15 protein-coding genes are annotated in these 20,039 nt (G+C 45.1%); 9 read left to right on the top strand and 6 right to left on the bottom strand.

What is annotated here, in order from left to right:
* The first annotated feature begins 22 nt into the window (after positions 1–22).
* The 5 genes from M0C34_RS16810 to M0C34_RS16790 all read left to right on the top strand — a co-directional run bounded on the left by M0C34_RS16810 (position 23) and on the right by M0C34_RS16790 (position 6,843).
* The gene (locus M0C34_RS16810) at positions 23–2,752 is read left to right on the top strand and encodes a TIM-barrel domain-containing protein (RefSeq protein WP_248712828.1); all 2,730 of its coding nucleotides are present in this window, start codon (positions 23–25) and stop codon (positions 2,750–2,752) included.
* 203 nt (positions 2,753–2,955) lie between these two features.
* A complete protein-coding gene (locus M0C34_RS16805) occupies positions 2,956–4,020 on the top strand; it encodes an AI-2E family transporter (protein ID WP_248712827.1) in 1,065 nt (354 codons plus the stop codon).
* 52 nt (positions 4,021–4,072) lie between these two features.
* Positions 4,073–5,170 carry an HlyD family secretion protein gene (locus M0C34_RS16800; RefSeq protein WP_248712826.1) on the top strand — a complete coding sequence of 366 codons (1,098 nt, stop codon included), beginning with the start codon at positions 4,073–4,075 and terminating at the stop codon, positions 5,168–5,170.
* On the top strand, positions 5,160–6,203 hold the full coding sequence (locus M0C34_RS16795; RefSeq protein ID WP_248712825.1) for a DUF2955 domain-containing protein: 1,044 nt from the start codon (positions 5,160–5,162) through the stop codon (positions 6,201–6,203). Before M0C34_RS16800 ends, M0C34_RS16795 begins: the two co-directional genes overlap by 11 nt.
* A 49-nt stretch (positions 6,204–6,252) precedes the next feature.
* A complete protein-coding gene (locus tag M0C34_RS16790) occupies positions 6,253–6,843 on the top strand; it encodes a class I SAM-dependent methyltransferase (protein WP_248712824.1) in 591 nt (196 codons plus the stop codon).
* Positions 6,844–7,018: 175 nt separating this feature from the next.
* Here M0C34_RS16790 and M0C34_RS16785 read toward each other — a convergent pair whose 3' ends face one another.
* Positions 7,019–7,720 (bottom strand): PEP-CTERM sorting domain-containing protein, encoded by a 702-nt coding sequence (locus M0C34_RS16785; protein ID WP_248712823.1) that lies wholly within the window; start codon positions 7,718–7,720, stop codon positions 7,019–7,021.
* A 501-nt stretch (positions 7,721–8,221) separates the two neighbouring features.
* On the opposite strand from M0C34_RS16785, the gene prfC reads away from it, so the two are divergent.
* The gene (gene prfC, locus M0C34_RS16780) at positions 8,222–9,811 is read left to right on the top strand and encodes a peptide chain release factor 3 (protein WP_248712822.1); all 1,590 of its coding nucleotides are present in this window, start codon (positions 8,222–8,224) and stop codon (positions 9,809–9,811) included.
* 99 nt (positions 9,812–9,910) lie between these two features.
* Here the strand turns inward: prfC and M0C34_RS16775 are convergent, their stop codons facing one another.
* The 4 genes from M0C34_RS16775 to M0C34_RS16760 form a co-directional block, all read right to left on the bottom strand.
* Positions 9,911–10,876 carry an ABC transporter permease gene (locus M0C34_RS16775; protein WP_248712821.1) on the bottom strand — a complete coding sequence of 322 codons (966 nt, stop codon included), beginning with the start codon at positions 10,874–10,876 and terminating at the stop codon, positions 9,911–9,913.
* Position 10,877: 1 nt separating this feature from the next.
* A complete protein-coding gene (locus tag M0C34_RS16770; RefSeq protein WP_248712820.1) occupies positions 10,878–11,999 on the bottom strand; it encodes an ABC transporter permease in 1,122 nt (373 codons plus the stop codon).
* Positions 11,996–13,561, bottom strand: a complete 1,566-nt coding sequence (locus tag M0C34_RS16765; RefSeq protein WP_248712819.1) for an ABC transporter ATP-binding protein — start codon at positions 13,559–13,561, stop codon at positions 11,996–11,998. Before M0C34_RS16765 ends, M0C34_RS16770 begins: the two co-directional genes overlap by 4 nt.
* Positions 13,562–13,630: 69 nt before the next feature.
* Complete coding sequence (locus M0C34_RS16760) at positions 13,631–14,626, bottom strand: BMP family lipoprotein (protein WP_248712818.1); 996 nt, start codon at positions 14,624–14,626, stop codon at positions 13,631–13,633.
* A gap of 597 nt (positions 14,627–15,223) precedes the next feature.
* Between M0C34_RS16760 and M0C34_RS16755 the strand changes: the two genes are divergently transcribed.
* Positions 15,224–16,018: a TatD family hydrolase gene (locus tag M0C34_RS16755; protein ID WP_248712817.1), complete on the top strand. Its 795-nt coding sequence runs from the start codon at positions 15,224–15,226 to the stop codon at positions 16,016–16,018.
* Here the strand turns inward: M0C34_RS16755 and M0C34_RS16750 are convergent.
* Positions 15,994–17,430: a hypothetical protein gene (locus M0C34_RS16750; RefSeq protein WP_248712816.1), complete on the bottom strand. Its 1,437-nt coding sequence runs from the start codon at positions 17,428–17,430 to the stop codon at positions 15,994–15,996. The two genes, M0C34_RS16755 and M0C34_RS16750, sit on opposite strands and share 25 nt — an antisense overlap.
* A 496-nt stretch (positions 17,431–17,926) precedes the next feature.
* Here M0C34_RS16750 and M0C34_RS16745 point away from each other — a divergent pair, with 496 nt between their 5' ends.
* Together M0C34_RS16745 and deoC are read left to right on the top strand one after the other, a co-directional pair.
* Complete coding sequence (locus tag M0C34_RS16745) at positions 17,927–19,165, top strand: NupC/NupG family nucleoside CNT transporter (RefSeq protein ID WP_248712815.1); 1,239 nt, start codon at positions 17,927–17,929, stop codon at positions 19,163–19,165.
* A 97-nt stretch (positions 19,166–19,262) separates the two neighbouring features.
* Complete coding sequence (deoC, locus tag M0C34_RS16740; protein ID WP_248712814.1) at positions 19,263–20,039, top strand: deoxyribose-phosphate aldolase; 777 nt, start codon at positions 19,263–19,265, stop codon at positions 20,037–20,039.

Below are 20,039 nucleotides of genomic sequence, written 5' to 3'. Positions count from 1 at the left end.
TTGTCCCCTTAAGGCCTGCGGCATGTCAGCCATTCAATTTCCCCACTTTGTTAAGTCAGATCCATCTTCAGCGTGCCTAGTTGAGGGTATCGCGCATATTGAGGTCATCAATCATAAGGTGATTAAAGTACGGATTACCTCCCAAGTAATCGTTAGCGATTCAACTGTGGCACAACAGCTTGTGATGATACCTCAAAGCTATATTGAGCCTGTTTCGAGTTCAGCTACGCATTTAGATACCCAATGTTTGCGGCTCAATCATAGCGGCGGACAGCTGCAGGTAAACCTGTCAAACGGCCAGCCTCTGGTAAGTATTGGTTTATCTTGTATCGAGCTGCAAGCTGATGGAGAACAGCATCTGGCTCAGCATTTTGTTAGCGATGGTGAACAAGCCTTTTATGGCCTAGGCCAATACCCTGACGGGATCTTTAACTACCACAGTCAACGCCGCGAAATATGCCAGTCAAATAAAGGCATTGCTGCCCCCTTGCTGCTTTCAACTAAGGGTTATGCCATTTTATGGAATCAACTGTCGTTTACCGAGTTTACGAGTCGAGATAATGGTTTTAATTTTAGTAGTGAAGCTGGCGACTGCATTGAGTTCTACTTTATTTATGGCCCAGAGTTTGAACAAATCATTCAGCAATATCGGCGTTTAACTGGCGCAGCGCCATTGTTTGGTCGCTGGGCTTATGGTTACTGGCAAAGCAAAGAGCGCTACGTTAATGCCGAAGACTTGCTCGCTACGGCTAGACGCTATCGTGAGAAAAACATTCCCATCGATAATATTGTGCAAGATTGGAAGTATTGGGGAGACCTAGGCTGGAGCGCCATGCAGTTTGACCCACAAACCTTTGGTGATGGAGCGGCAACTATTGCCGAGCTTCACGCCATGAACTTTAAGCTGATGGTATCGATTTGGCCAATAGTGGGTAGGGGGAGTCCGGTATTTAATCAGCTCTTAGCGCACGGCCATTTATTTGAAACCGAACATTGGGCTGATGGCCATATTTACGATGCCTATAGTCAACAAGGGCGCGACATCTATTGGCAGCATGTTAAGCAAGGCTTGATGGATTTAGGTGTGGATGCGCTATGGATGGACGGTACAGAACCTGAATTTATCTCCACTCAAAATCCAAAAGATGGCGTTGAGTTTTGTTATCAGCAGCGTGACACAGAGTTAGGTTCATGGAAAAAAGTACTTAATGGCTACTCGTTAATGACCACGCGAGGCGTTTACGAAGCACAGCGAAAAGATATAGCTGAAGGTGCTGAAGACAAACGGGTATTTACCCTTAGTCGCTCAAGTTATTTAGGGCAACAGCGTTATGCTGCGGCCTGTTGGTCGGGCGATATTAGTGCTACTTGGCAAGTATTGCGTCAGCAAATTCCAGCGGGTTTAAATTTGTGTGCTGCCGGATTACCTTATTGGACCACTGATATTGGCGGCTTCTTTACCAGTGGTTTTGGCGCTAATTTCCCAGAGGGGGTAGATGATGATGCCTATAAAGAACTCTATGTGCGCTGGTTTCAATTTGGCGCATTTTGCCCGCTGTTTCGCTCTCATGGGGCGAATACTCCGCGTGAGATTTATCAGTTTGGCGAGCCGGGTGATTGGGCCTTCGATGCTTTGTTAAAGTTTGATAAATTGCGTTATCGCTTGTTGCCTTACATCTATTCGCAGGCGTGGCAAGTGACTCAACATGGCGGCACAATGATGCGTTTGCTAGCGTTTGATTTCAGGCAGCAACGCCAGTTACACAATATTAGTGATCAGTTTATGTTTGGTCATAGCCTGATGGTTTGCCCTGTGACTCAGCCGATGTTCCACCAACAACAGCTACAGCAACAATTGATTGAATGCTCATGTCTGCAAACTGAAGAAGGGATGTCTGGGCTGATTGAGCAGCATTATCGAGATGACAGCTTTATGCAGCTCGTCAGTGAGCATAGATGTGACACCTTAGACGGAAACTGGGCGGGCGGGCCGCCAGCTGGTTTGCCCTTAAGTGGCTACAGTGTGCGCTGGGCAGCTCAGCTTACCGCGCCGGTTGATGGTCATTATGATTGGTTAATACATGCCAATGACGGAGTACGTTTTTACCTAGATGGAATACTGCTGATTGATAGCTGGCAGCAACAAGCACAAGTTAATCACAAAGCTAAAAGCCAATTACAGGCGGGTAAAAGTTATGCATTGGTGGTGGAGTATGCTCATTGGCAAGGTTCATCAAAATGCAGCCTTAGCTGGGCTCACCGTGGTTTAAGTCAAACTAAAACGCAACTGTACCCTGCTGAGCGAGAGGTGGTGCTACCGGATGGGGTCGCTTGGTACAACTACTGGAATAAACAGTGTTACCTAGGCGGACAAACCCTATTTATGGCGACCCCGATAGATAGTATGCCTTTGTTGGTAAAAGCGGGGGCCATCATTCCCCATGGCCCTGATGTGCAATATCATGATGAGCTCCCTTATGAGCCATTAAATATTCAAATCTATGCGGGTCAAGATGGCGAATTTATCCTGTATGAAGACGAAGGCGATAGTTATCGATATGAGCAAGGTAAATACAGTGAAATTAGTTTTTTTTGGCACGATGCTAAAGCCTGTTTAGAGATTGCTGAGCGCCAAGGCAGCTATAGCGGTATGCAGCAGCAACGCCATTTTGTGATTACCCTTATCAGCGCCAGCGGTACACAGCGACAAAACGTTGGTTATCAAGGAGAGGCGCTAAGTTTGCAGTTTTGAGTATCGGTTGAGTATGTTGTGGCTGGGTAGAACCGTATTTAACTGATTCAGCCATTGTTTTGTCCTTGAGGAACGATGTTATCGCAGAGTAGTTATTATTTTAATAAACTAAACAATTACTTGGCTTTTTTTCTATACTAATCGTCATCTGCTAATGGCATTTAATTGAGTGCTGAGCGTTAAATAACCAAGAGAACAGGGATATGTTGAATCAAAAAGGATTTGAACGCGGTGTGCTAGAGGCTGCGGTAAAAATAGGGTTATTGTTTGTGTTGGTGGCGTGGTGTTTTGAGATTATTAGACCCTTTATTACCCCGGTTGTTTGGGCAATGATTCTAGCGGTTGCTTTAAATCCTTTATACATAAAACTTAAAAACATTTTAGGTAAGGGCGGGCTAGCTGCCACCGTGATTGTGCTGGTCTCGCTGGCGATCATTTTGCTGCCAGGAGTAAAAATCACCACGGCAGCAGTAGATAGCATCGCTGCCATTAGCGATAAGATTCAGCAGGGTACTTTTGAAATACCGCCTCCATCGGAATCAATCAAAACCTGGCCCTTGGTCGGTGACAAATTACATCAACAATGGAGTTTAGCAGCCAGTGACCTTCAACGTTACTTAGTCGGTTATGCCAGCCAAGTGGGTGATATAGCTGGAGCGGCTTTGAGTTTTGCGGGGGGGCTTGTGAGTGGCTTACTGATGTTTTGCTTTTCGGTGATCATTGCTGGTGTATTTATGGCAAACGGTGAAAAGTCGGTACATGGTGCGACATTGCTAGCGAAAGCTCTTGCCGGTGATCACGGACCTCAGTTAACCAATTTAGCCAGCAATACCATTCAAAGTGTAGCTAAAGGGGTCTTAGGGGTAGCAGTGATTCAAGCTGCATTATTGTCTATTGGTTTTTTTGCGGTGGGTGTACCTGGCGCTGCGATTTGGTCGGTATTGGTATTAGTATTGGCCATTGCCCAGTTACCACCGATATTGGTGGTTTTACCAATAATCTTATATGTGTTTAACAATGAATCGACGACCGTCGCAGTTGTTTTCGCTATATGGAGCGTATTGGCTGGATTTAGTGAAAATGTATTAAAACCTTTGTTGTTAGGTCGCGGTGTTGATGTGCCTATGCTAGTGATTTTGTTAGGGTCACTAGGTGGAATGCTAATGTCAGGATTTGTGGGATTATTTTTAGGTGCGGTAGTTCTGGCGGTAAGCTATCGTATTCTACTCGCTTGGTTAGAATTGAATAATCAAGCTAGCACCGATTAAGTCTTTTTGTGTATTTACACGCCAATTTACAACGGAAGTAAGAGAAACATTGATGTCTGAACAAAATGAGCAAGCCCTAGCCACCACCAAGCCCAATCCCATTCGTAATAGCTCTTTAGTTGTGCTGTTACTTTGTGCGCTGGTGTTCATTGTTTATGTGGTCGCTGATCGGGTAACCCCCACAACAGATAACGCTCGGGTCTTTGGATTTGTGGTTCCAATATCTGCCTCGGTGTCGGGTAAATTGGTGAATGTGAGGGTTACGAGTAACCAGCTGGTAAAAAAAGGTCAACCTTTAGCCAAAATAGCGGAAGAAGAATACATCTTAGCAGTAAACCAAGCTGAAGCAGCCTTGGCCACTGCCGGGCAAGAAATCGGCGCAGGAACCGCGGGGGTGTCGGCTGCGCAAGCTCGCTTACTTGAGGCTACGACCTCCTATCAATCGGTGCTAAGCGATGCCAATCGTTTGTTTGCTGTAGAAGATAAGAATGTGGTGCCGCAGCAAAATATTGACCGCGCGCGCAGTGATGTGGCTAAAGCCAAAGCGGGGGTGGCTAAAGCCACCGCCGAGTTAGAACAAGCTAAACATAGTTTAGGGGCTAGCGGTGAAGACAATCCTAAGTTGCAATCGGCCATTGCTAAATTAGGTAAGGCACGTTTAGATTTGAGTAAAACGGTGATCTTAGCGCCGGCCGATGGTGGTGTGACTAATCTACAGCTAGACGCAGGCTACTATGCTAACAAAGGGCAGCCGCTAATGACCTTTGTTACCACCAAGGATGTATGGATTGAAGCGTACATGCGTGAAAATAATATCGCGCACATAAAAGAAGGGGACCCGGTGGAGATTGCGCTAGACGTAGCCCCAGGCAGAATATTTAAAGGTCAGGTTCGTTCTATCGGCTTTGCCGTCAATTTTGGGCAATCCAACAACTTGGGAAGCTTACCTTCTATCCCTCAAACTGCGGGATGGTTACGCGACCCGCAGCGATTCCCAGTGATTATTCAGTTCAGTGATGAAGATGCACATGGCCTGCGTAGAATAGGCGCTCAGGCCAATGTTACGGTATATACTGAAGGCACCGTTGTCATGAAAACTCTCGCTAAACTCTCATTACGAGTGAAAAGCTGGCTGTCGTATGTCTACTAGTTTCATGCCTGAGCAAATTCAGCATGATAGCTTGAAACGGCATATGCTGCGTTTTAGCATTACCAGCTGTTTAATATTGGTACTAGCTGTAAGCGTTGAATGGAGCATGTCGTTTGTAACCGCATTATTCGTAGCGCAGTTTTTGTTACCCGGTAAACCCCCTTTACGTCTTAAAATGGTGAAGGTTCTAGCCTTGGCTGTTTTAAGTTGTTTTGTCGCGGGGCTGGCTATTGTATTGGTGGCTCAACCCTACCCAATACTATTGATGATAATCATCGCTTGGTGCCTGTTCTATGTATTTTATCGCGCTAATACAGGCTTAAATGAGCTGGTGGTGTTGTTTTTGTTGGTGGCTATCATTGCTTTACCACTGTTAGCCAGTATTAGTCGAGCAGTTGCTTTAGGCTTTGTGGTCGATTTTATGCTGGCCTTTGTTTTTGCATTATTGATTGTTGCCTTAGTTCAATATTTAGTGCCAGTAGATGATAGTTTTGCTAGCAAAACTCCGGCTGCCCCAGTAAGTGTTGTTGGCACTGACGTAGCGATTCGCAAAGCCTTGGTCAGCACTATGGTGGTGTTCCCTTTGGTGGTTTACTTTTTTGCTTTTGATAAACTCACTGACTTATTGGTTGTTATCTTCGTGGCTATTTTGGCACAGCATCCAGAGCTATCAAAAGGTGCCAAAGCTAGTGTGGGCATCGTGTTCACTAATATTTTGGGCGGACTGATCGCCATTGCGGTGTTTAATCTATTAGTCGCCGTGCCGCACATGCTGTTTTTAACGCTGCTGGTGCTGCTCAGTTTTATGCTGTTAGCCCAAGCCATTTATTTACACCCAAAAGGGGCGATAGTTGCTGCTGGTTTATCGGCCTACCTGGTGATATTAGGTAGCACCATAGGCAGCGATGGTGGTTTAGCCAATGAAAAATTTGTCGGGCGTATTGTTCAGTTATCGATGGTGGGCTTATACATTGTTGGTAGCTTTTATTTGGTACACAAACTTGATGTTTTTAAGTTGTCTAAGCGCGGCTAAATGTTTGTGATTTAGTACCATATATAGGTGCTTATTTAAGGAGTATGTAATGTGGGATGAAAGATATAGCTCTGAAGAGTATGCCTATGGAACACAGCCAAACGAATTTTTAGCCGCTAATTTTGCCGATATTACTCGAGGTCGTGTTTTGAGCTTGGCTGAAGGAGAGGGGCGAAATGCGGTTTTTCTGGCCCAACAGGGCTTCAGCGTCACTGCCGTTGATTCTTCATTGGTGGGTTTAGCTAAAGCGAAGAAGCTCGCCGATAAACATGGGGTGAGCATTGAGCTTGTTCATGCAGACCTTGCTGATTATGATCTAGGTGAAAGCAAATGGGATGGGATCATCTCTATCTTTAACCCTTTGCCTTCAGCCTTAAGAGCTCAGCTGCATAACCAAGTGGTTGGCGCGTTAAAGGCCAATGGGGTATTCCTGCTAGAAGCTTATACGCCTAAGCAGCTTCAGTTTGCAACTGGTGGCGGTAATTCATTGGATGTAATGCAATCTAAAGAGTCATTACAGGCTGAACTAAAGGCCTTGGAATTTACACACCTTCTCGAATTAGAGCGTATTGTCGTAGAAGGTATTTATCACACTGGTAAGGGCGCAGTAGTGCAGGCGATTGCTTGTAAAACTCTTTAGATATGCCAGTAAGGTATGGCGACCTTAACCACGATATTAAGTGTGATAGCTTCCGATGTGGTATGCAATGTTTTATCGAATAAAGCCAGCGACAGTCGCTTTTAGTGATTAACTCGAACAATGGCAATAAAAAAAGGCGCTAATCTAGCGCCTTTTTTATCATCGAGCGTTTAATTTACTTGAAGCGTCGAGCAACTAATCCCAACAGCGCCAAAGCAAATAACGCAATGCTACCAGGCTCAGGAACCGAAAACTTAATGTTGTCGATAGCGCCTGAACCATTTAGCTTAATACGTATCGAAGCCACCTCCGCTACATCAAAGTTCAAGCGATCCCAAGTATTGTCTCCGCCAGTATGCGGGGTGAAAAACTCGGTAGGGAATAATTCATTATTCTGCGCATCAAATAAATGAATTGCATTTTCCGGTGTATAGCCGTTTTCAGCCAATTCGATGTCGAAGAAGTCGATGCTCTCTAAATACACCGAGCTTGAAAAATTAATAGTGAAATAACCCGCTGGGCGGCTACCTTCATCATCAGGGTTTTGACAGCTGAGAAGATCACAGGAGCTGGCGTTCTCATGGATAATTAAAATATTACCTGGGTTAGAAATGCCCAATGATGGGTTGTTAATATTAGTGAACGGTGACTCAAGGTCTGGGTCTTCTGTTTGCAGTAAACTTGAATCGAATATAACTGCCATATTATTTTGATTACGCGCCACATTCGTCGCATTAATCGTCACGCCGTAATTGAGCTGGTACTCGTTATCTACGATGGTTCCGTTGCTTAACTCGTTAAAGTCGATAATGGTTGCGTAACTAATCGTACTGCAACATAAGGCTGCAAATGACAATACAAGGTGCTTAAAATTCAAAGTAGAGTTCCTGATTTAACTGATACGACCAGTTAAAGGCAAAAACTATACCAAAGTGAATGAACCCTTGTGTGGCCGCTCTTTTCTTATTATTTTTATTGATAATAAGCGCTATTTGTAAAGAAAGCTGACAAGTTCTGGCTTCCCCGGTTTTTGCTGACTTAGCCGCTGATTATTGATGGGGTGGTACCGCGCAGGGCTGGATATACGAGCGATTTACAGTCATCAGACTAAAAGTCTAGTGAAGCGCATGCCTGCCCTTGCATTTTAACCATAGGGCTGAATACCACATCGGGTGCTGTTTCCCGCGATTGGGAGCAATATATCGGTGTTCTTAAGGGCTTTTTAGGTCTGCTGCTAAAAGCACCGATTGTTTATCAAGGCTAGATCGGCGAAAATAGCCGCCAATTACGATTAACTAAACGCTGGGTGATTGTGCTGTAAGGGCCAAGTTGCCGCTTTGCTGCATCCTCGCGTTACTCAACTAGAAGAATCTATTCGATGTCTAACGCTTCACTGTTGCATGATATTTCTTGCAGAAGAACCTTTGCAATCATTTCTCACCCGGATGCGGGTAAAACCACCATTACTGAAAAAGTATTGTTGTTCGGAAATGCGATTCAAAAAGCCGGTACGGTTAAAGGCCGCGGTAATGCTACGCATGCTAAATCTGACTGGATGGAAATGGAGAAAGAGCGTGGTATTTCGGTCACCACTTCGGTAATGCAGTTTCCCTTTAACGATTGCATCGTAAACCTACTGGATACGCCTGGACACGAAGACTTCTCGGAAGATACCTACCGAACACTTACTGCGGTTGATTCATGTTTAATGGTGATAGACGCCGCCAAGGGTGTAGAAGATCGTACCCGCAAATTAATGGAAGTGACGCGTTTACGTGATACACCGATCGTAACCTTCATGAACAAACTGGACCGTGATATTCGTGACCCAATGGAGGTCATGGACGAGGTAGAGAGTGAACTCAACATTATGTGTGCGCCCATCACTTGGCCCATCGGTTGTGGCAAGTTGTTTAAAGGTGTTTACCATATTCTGAAAGATGAAGTGATTTTATACCAAACAGGTAAAGGTCACACCATCCAAGAGCAGCAAATAATCAAGGGTTTAGATAATCCAGAGGTTGAAGCTGCAGTGGGCGAAGAGTTAGCTGAACAAATGCGTGAAGAGCTCGAGCTGGTATTGGGCGCTTCTAATGAGTTTGACCAAGAGCTATTTTTAACGGGTGAACTCACCCCCGTATACTTTGGTACGGCTTTGGGTAATTTTGGTGTAGACCATATGTTAGAAGGTTTAACTAACTGGGCGCCAGCCCCTAAACCACGTGCTACCGATATAGGTGAAGTAAGCGCAAGTGATGACAGTTTTTCGGGCTTTGTGTTTAAAATTCAAGCCAACATGGACCCTAAACACCGTGACCGTATTGCCTTTATGCGCATAGTATCAGGTGAATACAACAAGGGAATGAAAATGCGCCATGTGCGCTTAGGCAAAGACGTCAGTATTTCAGATGCGGTAACCTTTATGGCGGGCGACCGCAGCGCCGCCGAAAAAGCGATTGCTGGCGATATTATTGGCTTGCACAACCATGGCACGATTCAAATTGGCGATACCTTTAGCCAAGGTCAAGCGATGAAGTTTACCGGTATTCCAAACTTTGCCCCTGAAATGTTCCGCCGTATTCGCTTGAAAGATCCCTTGAAGCAAAAACAGTTGCTTAAAGGTTTGATTCAACTCTCTGAAGAAGGTGCAGTGCAGTTATTTCGCCCAATGCGCAATAACGATTTAATTGTTGGCGCGGTAGGTGTATTGCAGTTTGATGTGGTGGTTCATCGCCTACGTACTGAATACAAAGTAGAAGCGGTATACGAGGGTATTAGTGTAGCCACTGCGCGTTGGTGTGCTGGTGATGACACTAAGAAATTTGAAGAATTTAAGAAAAAAGCGCATGACAACTTGGCCCTAGATGGTGGTGACAACCTTACTTACCTCGCGCCTACAATGGTTAACTTAAACTTGGCCACTGAACGCTACCCTAGCGTTAAGTTTTTGAAAACCCGCGAACACTAAATTTGTCATCATTACTGACGCATAAAAAAGGTCGCAATTGCGACCTTTTTTGTGGCTATTGGATAGCCTCACACCAATACTATTGGTTCAGTGGTGATATTATTCACGTTCTTTAGTATAAGGCACACCAATCGCCTTAGGCGCTACTGCTTTGCCTATGAATCCGGCTAATAAGAACACTGTTAGCACGTAAGGTATGGCTTCAATGGCCTGTACTGGAATGGTAAAGTCGCCAATTGAAACACCTTGTAAGCGAATAGCCATGGCATCCAAAAAGCCAAATAACAAACATGCACCTAAGGCGGTAAAAGGTCGCCACTTACCAAAGATTAGCGCAGCCAGTGCCATGTAACCTTTACCTGCACTCATATTAGGGATGAATTGTGCGGTTTGCGCCACCGATAGGTAAACCCCACCAATGCCCACCAGTAAGCCACAAATAATCACCGCGCTATAACGCATCTTGACCACTGAAATACCAGCGGTATCAACCGCTGCTGGGGATTCGCCAACCGCTCTTAAGCGCAGCCCAAAGCGGGTTTTGAACATCACATACCAGGCTAATGGCACGGTAATTAGCAGCAGGTAAACTAAGGCCGAGTGGCCGCTGACCAGTTCAGAGTAAAGCAAACCAATCACTGGAATATCTGCCACTGCATCGGCACCGGGTAAATGGATTGGGGCAAATCTAGCATCACCACTTAACGCGGGCGTTTGTCCACCTTTGTGAAACCAATGGCGGCCCAAAGTCACAGTTAAGCCAGCCGCTAAAATGTTGATGGCCATGCCACTTACTACATGGTCACCGCGATGGGTAATCGTAGCGAATCCATGGAGCAGTGCGAGTAGCACTGAAATAGCCACACCGGCTAACAGGCCTAACCATGCTGAGCCTGTAACATGAGCGGTGGCTGCGCCAACAAAAGCGGCCCCCAGTAGCTTACCTTCTAGGGCAATATTTACAATGCCAGAGCGTTCGCAGAACATACCTGCTAAGGATGCAAAAATTAGCGGTGTTGCAACTCGAATAGTTGCATCTAGCATTAAGATTATCGTTTCAAACATCTTAAGCAGTTCCTTCTGAATGGCTTTGCTTTTTCCCAAAAATTTTCAGGTAGCTGCGCTCAAGTGAGGGTTTAAACATGTGCTCCAAAGCACCAGAAAATAAAATCACTAAGCCTTGGAGTACCACCACAATGTTACGGTCAACGCCGTATTCAAAGCTCAGCTCAGCACCACCTTGATAAAGAAAACCAAACAGTAAACTAGCTAACAGCACACCTAGCGGGTGGTTACGGCCCATTAATGCAACCGCTATCCCAGTAAAACCAAAACCTTCAACGAAGTTGAGTTTAATTTGGTGCAGTTCACCTTGTAAGACGTTAAGTCCAAAGAACCCCGCCAACATGCCCGATATTAGCATCGCTACTACAACAGTTTTCAGGTAGCTAATACCAGCGTAGCCCGCAGCACTGGGGTTTGACCCCACAGAGCGAACTTCATAGCCCCAACGTGTTCTCCAGATAAATAACCATACAAAGACACAACAAAGCAGCGCAAAGATGAAGCTCAAATTTAGCGGGCTACGGGACATGCTAATGCCAAACCAAGCGAGCATTTCGTGCATTTTAGGTAACCACGAAGATACCGCAAATACTCGGCTTTCAGTCGCCATGGTATCGTCTGGCTTTAATACATCTACCAGTAAGTAGGCCATTAAAGACGCTGCGATAAAATTGAACATGATGGTAGTGATGACAATGTGCGAGCCGCGTTTAGCTTGTAAGTAGGCCGGAATAAACGCCCAAGCTGCACCAAATAAACCACCAACAATAATGGCCACCGGAAACACGATATACCAAGGCATATATTCGCCCAATGTTAAGCACACTAGGCCTACGCCCAGCCCGCCTATATAGGCTTGGCCTTCACCTCCGATATTAAATAAACCTGCGTGAAATGCCACTGCTACCGCTAAGCCAGTAAAAATAAAACCGGTGGTGTAGTAGAGGGTATAACCAAAGCCCTCAGCGTAACCAAAAGCACCAGTCCACATTACTTTTATAGCGTCGATAGGCGAAATGTCTATATACATAAACAATAGCGCCGACACCAGAAAAGCTGCAAATACGTTAATAGCAGGTAATAGGGCAACACTTACCCATGCAGGTACTTGTGCTTGACTCATAACCCGCCTCCCTGAGCAGTGTGCTTAATATGCTCTGGCACAATGTTGGCCATCATTAATCCTAAGGTTTTTTCATCAGCTTGCTCGGCACTAACTTCACCGACAATAGCACCGTCAAATACCACTAAAATACGGTCTGCTAGATTGATGATTTCATCCAGTTCTACAGAAACCAGCAGTACTGCTTTACCGGCGTCTCGCGAGTGAATAATTTGCTGGTGAATATATTCAATCGCACCGATATCTACACCGCGAGTAGGCTGGCCTACTAATAAAATGTCTGGGTTTTGTTCCATCTCTCGAGCTATGACCAGTTTTTGCTGGTTCCCGCCAGAGAAATTTGCAGTTTTCAGATTGCTGTCACTGGGGCGAACATCCCATTTCTGCATGCTTTCTTGGCAGGCGTGGTCAATCGCGCTTTTATCTTGCAACAAGCCGTTGTTGTATTGTTCGAGATGATGATAGCCAAGAATGTAAGCTTCTTTTGCCGCAAACTTATTGATCAAGCCCTGTTTATGTCTATCTTCGGGAATATGACCCACCCCCATGGCTCTTACTTCACGAGGGTCTTTGGCGTGCTCATGGCTAATGTGTTTTCCATTGAGGCTAATGCTGCCGCTAGCGGGTTTAAGAATACCGCTAAGTAATGCCAGTATTTCAGATTGTCCGTTGCCCGAAACCCCAGCTATACCGACTATTTCTCCGGCTCGCACCTTGAAAGAGACCTCTTTTACTCGGGCGACACCGGCTGCGTCGGTATAGCTGAGTTGGTCCACTTCAATGAGGGCTTGTTGAGGTTTGGCTTGGCCTCGTTCTACTTGTAGCAGTACTTTTCTGCCTACCATGAACTCGGCAAGCTGTTCTTGATTGGTTTTTGCTGTGACGACATGTTCTACCATTGCACCTTGGCGCATTACCGATACGTTATCGGTAATCGCTAATACTTCGCGCAACTTATGGGTGATGATCATTATCGTCGTGCCTTGATCGCGTAATTTACCCAAAATAGTAAACAGGTGATTGGCTTCCTGAGGGGTCAACACCCCTGTGGGTTCATCAAGGATGAGGATTTTGGCATCTCGATACAGCGCTTTGAGGATCTCTACCCTCTGCTGAAGACCTACCGCTAGATCGCCAACTAAGGCATCTAAAGGCACATCTAGGCCGTAATCTTTGGCCAATTGTTCTAGTTTTTTACGCGCTTTGGAGAGGCTAATGTCTAACTGCCATCCGCCTTCTGCGCCTAAGACAATATTCTCTAATACAGTGAAGGAGTCTACCAACATGAAATGTTGATGCACCATGCCAATACCCGCGCTGATCGCTTCTTGAGAATTTTGCGGTTTATAGGGCTGGCCGTTAACTCGCATTAAACCTGCATCGGCATGATAGAAGCCGTAGATAATGCTCATTAAAGTGGATTTACCGGCACCATTTTCACCAATAATGCCATGAATTGTGCCTTTGGGAACTGCCAGATCGATACTGCGATTAGCGTGAACGCTACCAAAGCGTTTATCGATTTTTTCCAGTTCAATGGCAAAATCAGCTGCTTGTGTCAATTTAGATTTCCAATATCTAGCGAGTAAAAACACGCCAACTCGAGGTTGGCGTGGTGGCTAAGCGCTTACTTAGTAGTTACAAGTATTGTCAGACATGTAGTCATGAACGCTAATCTTTCCAGCGATAATGTCAGCTTTAATAGTCTCAACATAGGCTTCTAATTCAGGCGTGATTAACGCGGCATTGTGCTCATCTTGAGCCCAATCAACAGCATCTTCTTTTAGACCTAAGGCTTTGATACCGGGCTGCCAAGTATCGTTCATGCCTTCTTCCCAGGTGCTGTAGGCTACGGCGCCCACTTTCTTAACCATAGATGTCAGCATAGTGCCTGGCTGCAGGTGGTTTTGGTTTGAATCAACGCCAATCGCGAGTTTACCCGCGTCTTTTGCTGCTTGGTATACACCTAAACCGGTTCCACCAGCTGCTGCGTAGATGACATCAGCGCCTTGAGAAAATTGCGATTTAGCTAGTTCAGAACCTTTCGCTGGATCAGCAAAAGCCGCTGGCGTTGAGCCGGTCATGTTTTCCAGTACTTTGATATCAGCGTTGGCATACAAAGCACCTTGTTTGTAACCACAAGCAAATTTACGAATCAGTGGAATATCCATTCCACCAACAAAGCCAACGGTCGCTGTTTTAGAGGTTTTAGCTGCTAATGCGCCGACCAAAAAAGACCCTTCGTGTTCTTTAAACACCACCGATTGAACGTTTGGCTTATCAATTACCATGTCAATAATAGTGAAATTAGTGTCTGGGAACTCAGTGGCAACTTTCTCAACGGCAGATGCCATATTGAAGCCCACTGCGACAATTGGGCTAAAACCGCGGCTGGCTAGGCGACGTAAACCTTGCTCTCGTTGCGCTTCGTTTTGTGGCTCAAATTCGCGAACATCAACGCCTTTGTCTTTTTTGAATACTTCAACGCCGTTGCGGAACACTGCTTCATTGAAAGATTTATCAAATTTACCGGCGGTATCATAAACAACGGCTGGTTTAGCGGCCAAAGCGCCAAAAGATGCTACTGCTATAGCTGCAGCAGTTAGGTTGGTGGTGAATTTTTTCACGTTAAACTCCCTGTTTGTATGGAAACGTCTACTCTAATTACATCAATATGACTAGTTTGACTTGAGCGCTGTGCAGTCTGCGGTGACACCAATAGCTTGCCTAGAAGCACTTATATTCAATTGCCTATGCATTTTTGGCGATGACTTGGCCATCAATGCAGTAAGTATAATCTATAAGTAGAGGCTTGGTGCGCTGGACTAGATTGCCTGACTCATTAAGTGTAGTCCGCGTCGCGTCATGAAATTATTTTATGTTAATCCCTGCAATCACTATAAAATAGAGTGATTGAGCTTTAGGGTAGGGCTAAGGATAAGTGAATTCAATATCGTTTCCCTAGTATTTCTCTGAATCAATAGCCGAATTAAGAGATATTACCTAGTTATGTGGGTAAAATTCGCATAAACGTTGTGTTAGCCAGCTTAAGGGAAGAATATGTTTGCAGGTATGCTCAAGTTTTTTCGAGATAAGTTAGCAGGTTACGACCATTGGCTAGCGATAAATGGGTTAGATAAGCCTTGTCGTAGCTGTATACCCCAAGAGCATGATAAAACTGTTCATGAAAAAACTGATCATGAAACAATAGGGCAATAGTTAATATGGCTTGGTTTGATACGCATTGCCATTTAGATTTCTTGCCGTTTAGTGACGAGCTGGCTAAACACTTGACTGAGTTTGAGCTGCACGATATTCAGTTATGTATGGTGCCAGCGGTGGGTCCACAAAACTGGCAAACCGTTCTCTCCTTAGCTGAACATCCCATGCTCAAAGTGGGCTTAGGTTACCACCCGTGCTTTTTAGAACGGAGCGCATTATTGGGAAAGCCTGAGCAATTGCTACCGCAGCTAGATACGCTAGACCAGCTAGTTTACAAGCATCGGCAAACACTTAGCGCATGGGGAGAGTGCGGCTTAGATGGCCGTTTTCCTGAAACCCTCGCTCATCAAGAGTTTGCATTTGTTCAGCAAATTGTCGCCGCCAAAAAACATCGACTGCCTCTATTGGTGCACTCTGTTCGTTTGCACGACCGCCTTGCTCAGTTGATTAAACAGCAGCAATTTGATGTGGGGGGTATTATTCATGGTTTTAGTGGTAGCTATACGCAAGCCAGTCGGTTTGTCGATTTGGGCTTTAAGATTGGCGTGGGCGGCGGGATCACTTGGCCTCGCTCAGAAAAAACCCGTAAAGCATTGCGTCGCTTACCTATCGATGCTTTAGTTTTAGAGACTGATGCCCCCGATATGCCGCTATACCAAATGACAACAGAGCATAATACTCCGTTGCATTTGGCCGCTATTTTTCAGTGCTTGAGTGAGTTACGCAGTGAGTCACACGATCAGTTAAAACACATGCTTTGGTCTAATAGCCTTCAAGTATTAAACTTAAGCACATGATCTTGGTTGACCGCCGCGACCGCGGCATTGACTAATTCGCTACCCGTCATTAGTTTTTGGCTAGCGCCTAACCGCATTGCAGGGCTTACGCCTTGTTGATCTGGAATCACGTAATTAAAAAGGGCTCGGTTGATTTCAAATAGTGCATCGACAGAACTGGCACTTTTCAGCTGCTTCGACATATTTTCTTGCAGATGTGTGAAGTAGTTTTGGCATGCTTCTGGTTGCGGCAATGAAATAGGTGCGGGGACTTGCTGAACAGAAGTAATACCGCAAAAAGCGCCAAAGTCTGCAGGAAACCAACGGTCGTTCCACCAACCGACTTTATTGCCGGTGGTCCCCATATCAGATTGGGTACGAGGGTGGCGGTATAGGTAAAAGATTTCAGCTCTTTGCTGTTTGATTTCGTCTACACAGCACATCAATGCCGCACCTCGAATACTGCTTTCATGCTCAATATAATGATGAAAATTTTCACTATGTTGGGTAAAACCCGAGAGCAGTTGAAAGTGTGCATAAGCACAAACCGAGGGTTGCAATAGTTTGGTTCCCCGCAAGTTTACTGTAGGCCCATAGTGTAAATCTTCAAAATGATAACGGTTTAATGTGAGTTGATAACGTCGCTTTAGCGCTTCTACGATTGGGCTTTCGGTTAGCGAGGGGAGCAACGTTGAGGCTTTTTGCTGGTAATAAGCATTGTCGTTCAGTTCAAGCTGAGTTTGATTGTGGCTATGAAGTAATACGTAACCCGAGTTCACTTCGGTAGAGCATAAGGTCCAAATTTTCTTTTGTTCAGAAAATGCATGTATCTGACTTTCGGTATGAATCGCAATAAAACTACCGTTTAAGCTTTTTTGTTCTTGCTGGCGAGTATAAAAGCGTAAGCAATGAAATAGTCTTTGTAGTAATTGATAATAAATTTTGGGTGCAATACTTAGCTGCTGCATTATTTTCTGCGGGCTATGCCCCAAGCTTAAACTATTGAATAATGTAGCTAATTGCTCCTCTCCTTTGATACTGACCTGAGTAAAAACTGACTCACATTGCCGACATTGATAACGTTGGCTATTGGCACCTGTTTTACCATAGCGCTTAACGCCAACACTAGGGCCGAGGAAGAAACCGGGTTCGCAATTACCGCATCCGCAGGGCGCTTTGCTGAGGTATTGCTTAGCACGCTCGTCAATAATGCGATTAACGCTTTCACTGTCTACCAAAGGGGGATAGCTGCCACAGGCTTTGCAATGCAGGGCGGGGTAACCCAGTTGGAAGCTTTCAGCCAAATAATCAGCGCTTTCGACTAAACCAAAATTCTGGCAGCGACAGTTTTTACAACAATTGTAATGCAGCCTGAAGTGTAGGGCTGCAGAGTCTTGCACTGCTTTTGCAGTTTTCAGTTTACTACTTGGCACACAGAAGTCCTTTCAACACTTTTGGTTATCATCTTGTTGTTGCATAGTTATTAACAATAATCTGGTGACTTTCATCACAAATTTTAACCGGTTTAATACCTACACTGCCCATCGTTAACTGATTGAGTTAAAAACAAGCAGCCTCTTTTACCTCTATTTTAAAAAGTAAAAGTACTGAGCCGTTCAGTCAGTTTGTCATTACTTTGTCATCTTAGGCAATTAGTGAATACTTATCAACATATTGGGTTATTAAGCGATGGGAATGCTTATGTAAGTCATTTTGGTTTGATCTGGCTATCATTTTGGGGCAGAAGCCACGGTATGATTGCCGACGAAAATATTGCCACGTTTGGTTTTTTAAATGAGATTGTCTCAATTAGCTACGAAGCGTGAATAAATACTATATTAAATGTTGTGCTAGCTCATCGAAACATCTCGAGATCGAGCAACGCGATGTTGATTCAACTGAAAGATAACTAAACAATTAGGGACATGTATGAACAGTACAGTAATGAGCTTAGTGGGTGTGATTGCGCTACTTGGCGTTGCATTTTTGCTCTCCGACAATAAGAAAAAAATTAATAAGCGCACTGTGTTTGGTGCGTTTGCTATCCAAGCTGGCTTTGGTGCTTTTGTATTGTACCTTCCATTTGGTCAAGATGTACTTGCTGCGGTATCTGGCGGCGTGCAAGCGGTTATTGATAGTGCACAAGCGGGCATTAACTTCTTATTTGGTGGTTTAGGCACCGACGCCATGTTTGGCAACGGTGTCGGCTTTGTATTCGCAATCCGCGTATTGCCTATCATTGTATTCTTCTCTTCATTAATCGCAGTGCTGTACTACTTGGGCATTATGCAGAAGATTATTTTGGTCATTGGCGGCGCACTACAAAAAGCCTTAGGCACTAGTCGCCCTGAGTCTATGTCTGCAACGGCAAATATTTTTGTTGGTCAAACAGAAGCGCCAATTGTCGTTAAGCCGTTCATTCCAAAAATGAGTGAATCTGAATTGTTCGCCATTATGGTTGGTGGTTTAGCTTCAGTAGCAGGTTCAGTACTAGCAGGCTACGCCGGTTTAGGTGTAGAGCTTAAGTATTTGATTGCGGCTTCTTTCATGGCCGCCCCCGGCGGATTGTTGATGGCTAAGATCATCAAGCCTGAAACCGCTGCTTCAGAGCAAGATATGGAAGCCACTTTAGCCGAAGAAGAACGCCCTGCAAACGTCATTGATGCAGCAGCATCAGGTGCGTCAACGGGTTTACACTTAGCCTTAAACGTAGGTGCAATGTTATTAGCCTTTATTGGTTTAATTGCCTTGCTTAACGGTATGGTGGGTGGCATTGGTGGTTGGTTTGGTGTTGATAACCTGACGATTGAGCTTATCCTAGGCTACATTTTCGCGCCGGTTGCTTGGATTATTGGTGTGCCATGGGCTGAAGCGGTTCAGGCAGGTAGCTTTATTGGTCAAAAACTGGTGGTAAACGAATTTGTCGCTTACATCAACTTTGTCGAGATTCGTGAAACCTTATCAGAGCATACTCAAGTGATTATCACCTTTGCGCTATGTGGTTTTGCTAACCTTTCATCAATCGCTATTTTACTCGGTGGTTTGGGTAGCATGGCTCCCACCCGCCGCAGCGACATTGCTCGTTTAGGCCTTAAAGCAGTTGCTGCTGCTTCATTGGCTAACTTAATGAGTGCTGCACTTGCAGGTTTCTTTTTCAGTCTGCTATAGCTAGTAGGGCTTCTTGGTAAATTGCCAAGAAGCCGTTATCAGCCTTGTCTATTACTCGTCTAGTAATAGCTTATATCTTAAATTTTGAGGAATAGTTATGTCTCAGTCTATAAACGCTGTTGCGCGTCAGGCCCTTTCGTTGATGGACCTTACCACCCTAAATGATGACGATACGCGTGAAAGTGTCGCGGCATTATGTGCTCAAGCTAAGTCGGCTCAAGGACAAGTGGCTGCAATATGTATATACCCTCGATTCATCCCGTTTGCGCGTAAAGTATTAGCGGAACACGGCGCAAGCGATGTAAAAATAGCTACAGTGACTAACTTCCCATTGGGTGAAGATGACGTGGCCTTAGCGGTTGCCGAAACCAAGGCTGCAGTCGCTTACGGTGCTGATGAAGTAGATGTGGTCTTCCCATGGCGGGCGCTAATCGCGGGTAATGAGCAAGTAGGCTTTGATTTAGTTCAACAATGTAAAGCCGCTTGTGGCGATGCCATCAAGTTAAAAGTCATTATTGAAAGTGGCGAGCTTAAAACGTCAGCATTGATCGCTAAAGCCAGTGAGTTGGCGATTAAAGCCGGTGCAGACTTTATTAAAACGTCTACCGGAAAAGTACCGGTTAACGCAACTCCTGAAGCGGCAGAAATCATGTTAAATGCGATTGCTGAGTTTAACCCTGACTGTGGCTTTAAAGCTGCCGGCGGAGTGAAAAGTGCCGAACAAGCGAAAATTTATCTCGATATTGCCACTAAAGCACTGGGTGATGAATGGCTGAGCGAAGCGCACTTCCGTTTTGGTGCCTCAAGTTTGTTAGCTGCATTACAAGCAACAATTTCTGGTGATGAAAATGCTCAAGCAGGCGCTGGTTACTAA

The organism is Agarivorans sp. TSD2052 (assembly GCF_023238625.1).
Lineage (GTDB): Bacteria > Pseudomonadota > Gammaproteobacteria > Enterobacterales > Celerinatantimonadaceae > Agarivorans.
This window is presented reverse-complemented; position numbering and strand designations above follow the sequence as displayed.

Bases quoted from the DNA above. Each gene is read 5' to 3' on its own strand.
- M0C34_RS16810 (WP_248712828.1), top strand. From the start codon at position 23: ATGTCAGCCATTCAATTTCCCCACTTTGTTAAGTCAGATCCATCTTCA.
- M0C34_RS16770 (WP_248712820.1), bottom strand. From the start codon at position 11,999: ATGAGTCAAGCACAAGTACCTGCATGGGTAAGTGTTGCCCTATTACCT.
- M0C34_RS16755 (WP_248712817.1), top strand. From the start codon at position 15,224: ATGGCTTGGTTTGATACGCATTGCCATTTAGATTTCTTGCCGTTTAGT.
- deoC (WP_248712814.1), top strand. From the start codon at position 19,263: ATGTCTCAGTCTATAAACGCTGTTGCGCGTCAGGCCCTTTCGTTGATG.
- M0C34_RS16790 (WP_248712824.1), top strand. From the start codon at position 6,253: ATGTGGGATGAAAGATATAGCTCTGAAGAGTATGCCTATGGAACACAG.
- prfC (WP_248712822.1), top strand. From the start codon at position 8,222: ATGTCTAACGCTTCACTGTTGCATGATATTTCTTGCAGAAGAACCTTT.
- M0C34_RS16800 (WP_248712826.1), top strand. From the start codon at position 4,073: ATGTCTGAACAAAATGAGCAAGCCCTAGCCACCACCAAGCCCAATCCC.
- M0C34_RS16745 (WP_248712815.1), top strand. From the start codon at position 17,927: ATGAACAGTACAGTAATGAGCTTAGTGGGTGTGATTGCGCTACTTGGC.
- M0C34_RS16775 (WP_248712821.1), bottom strand. From the start codon at position 10,876: ATGTTTGAAACGATAATCTTAATGCTAGATGCAACTATTCGAGTTGCA.
- M0C34_RS16795 (WP_248712825.1), top strand. From the start codon at position 5,160: ATGTCTACTAGTTTCATGCCTGAGCAAATTCAGCATGATAGCTTGAAA.
- M0C34_RS16805 (WP_248712827.1), top strand. From the start codon at position 2,956: ATGTTGAATCAAAAAGGATTTGAACGCGGTGTGCTAGAGGCTGCGGTA.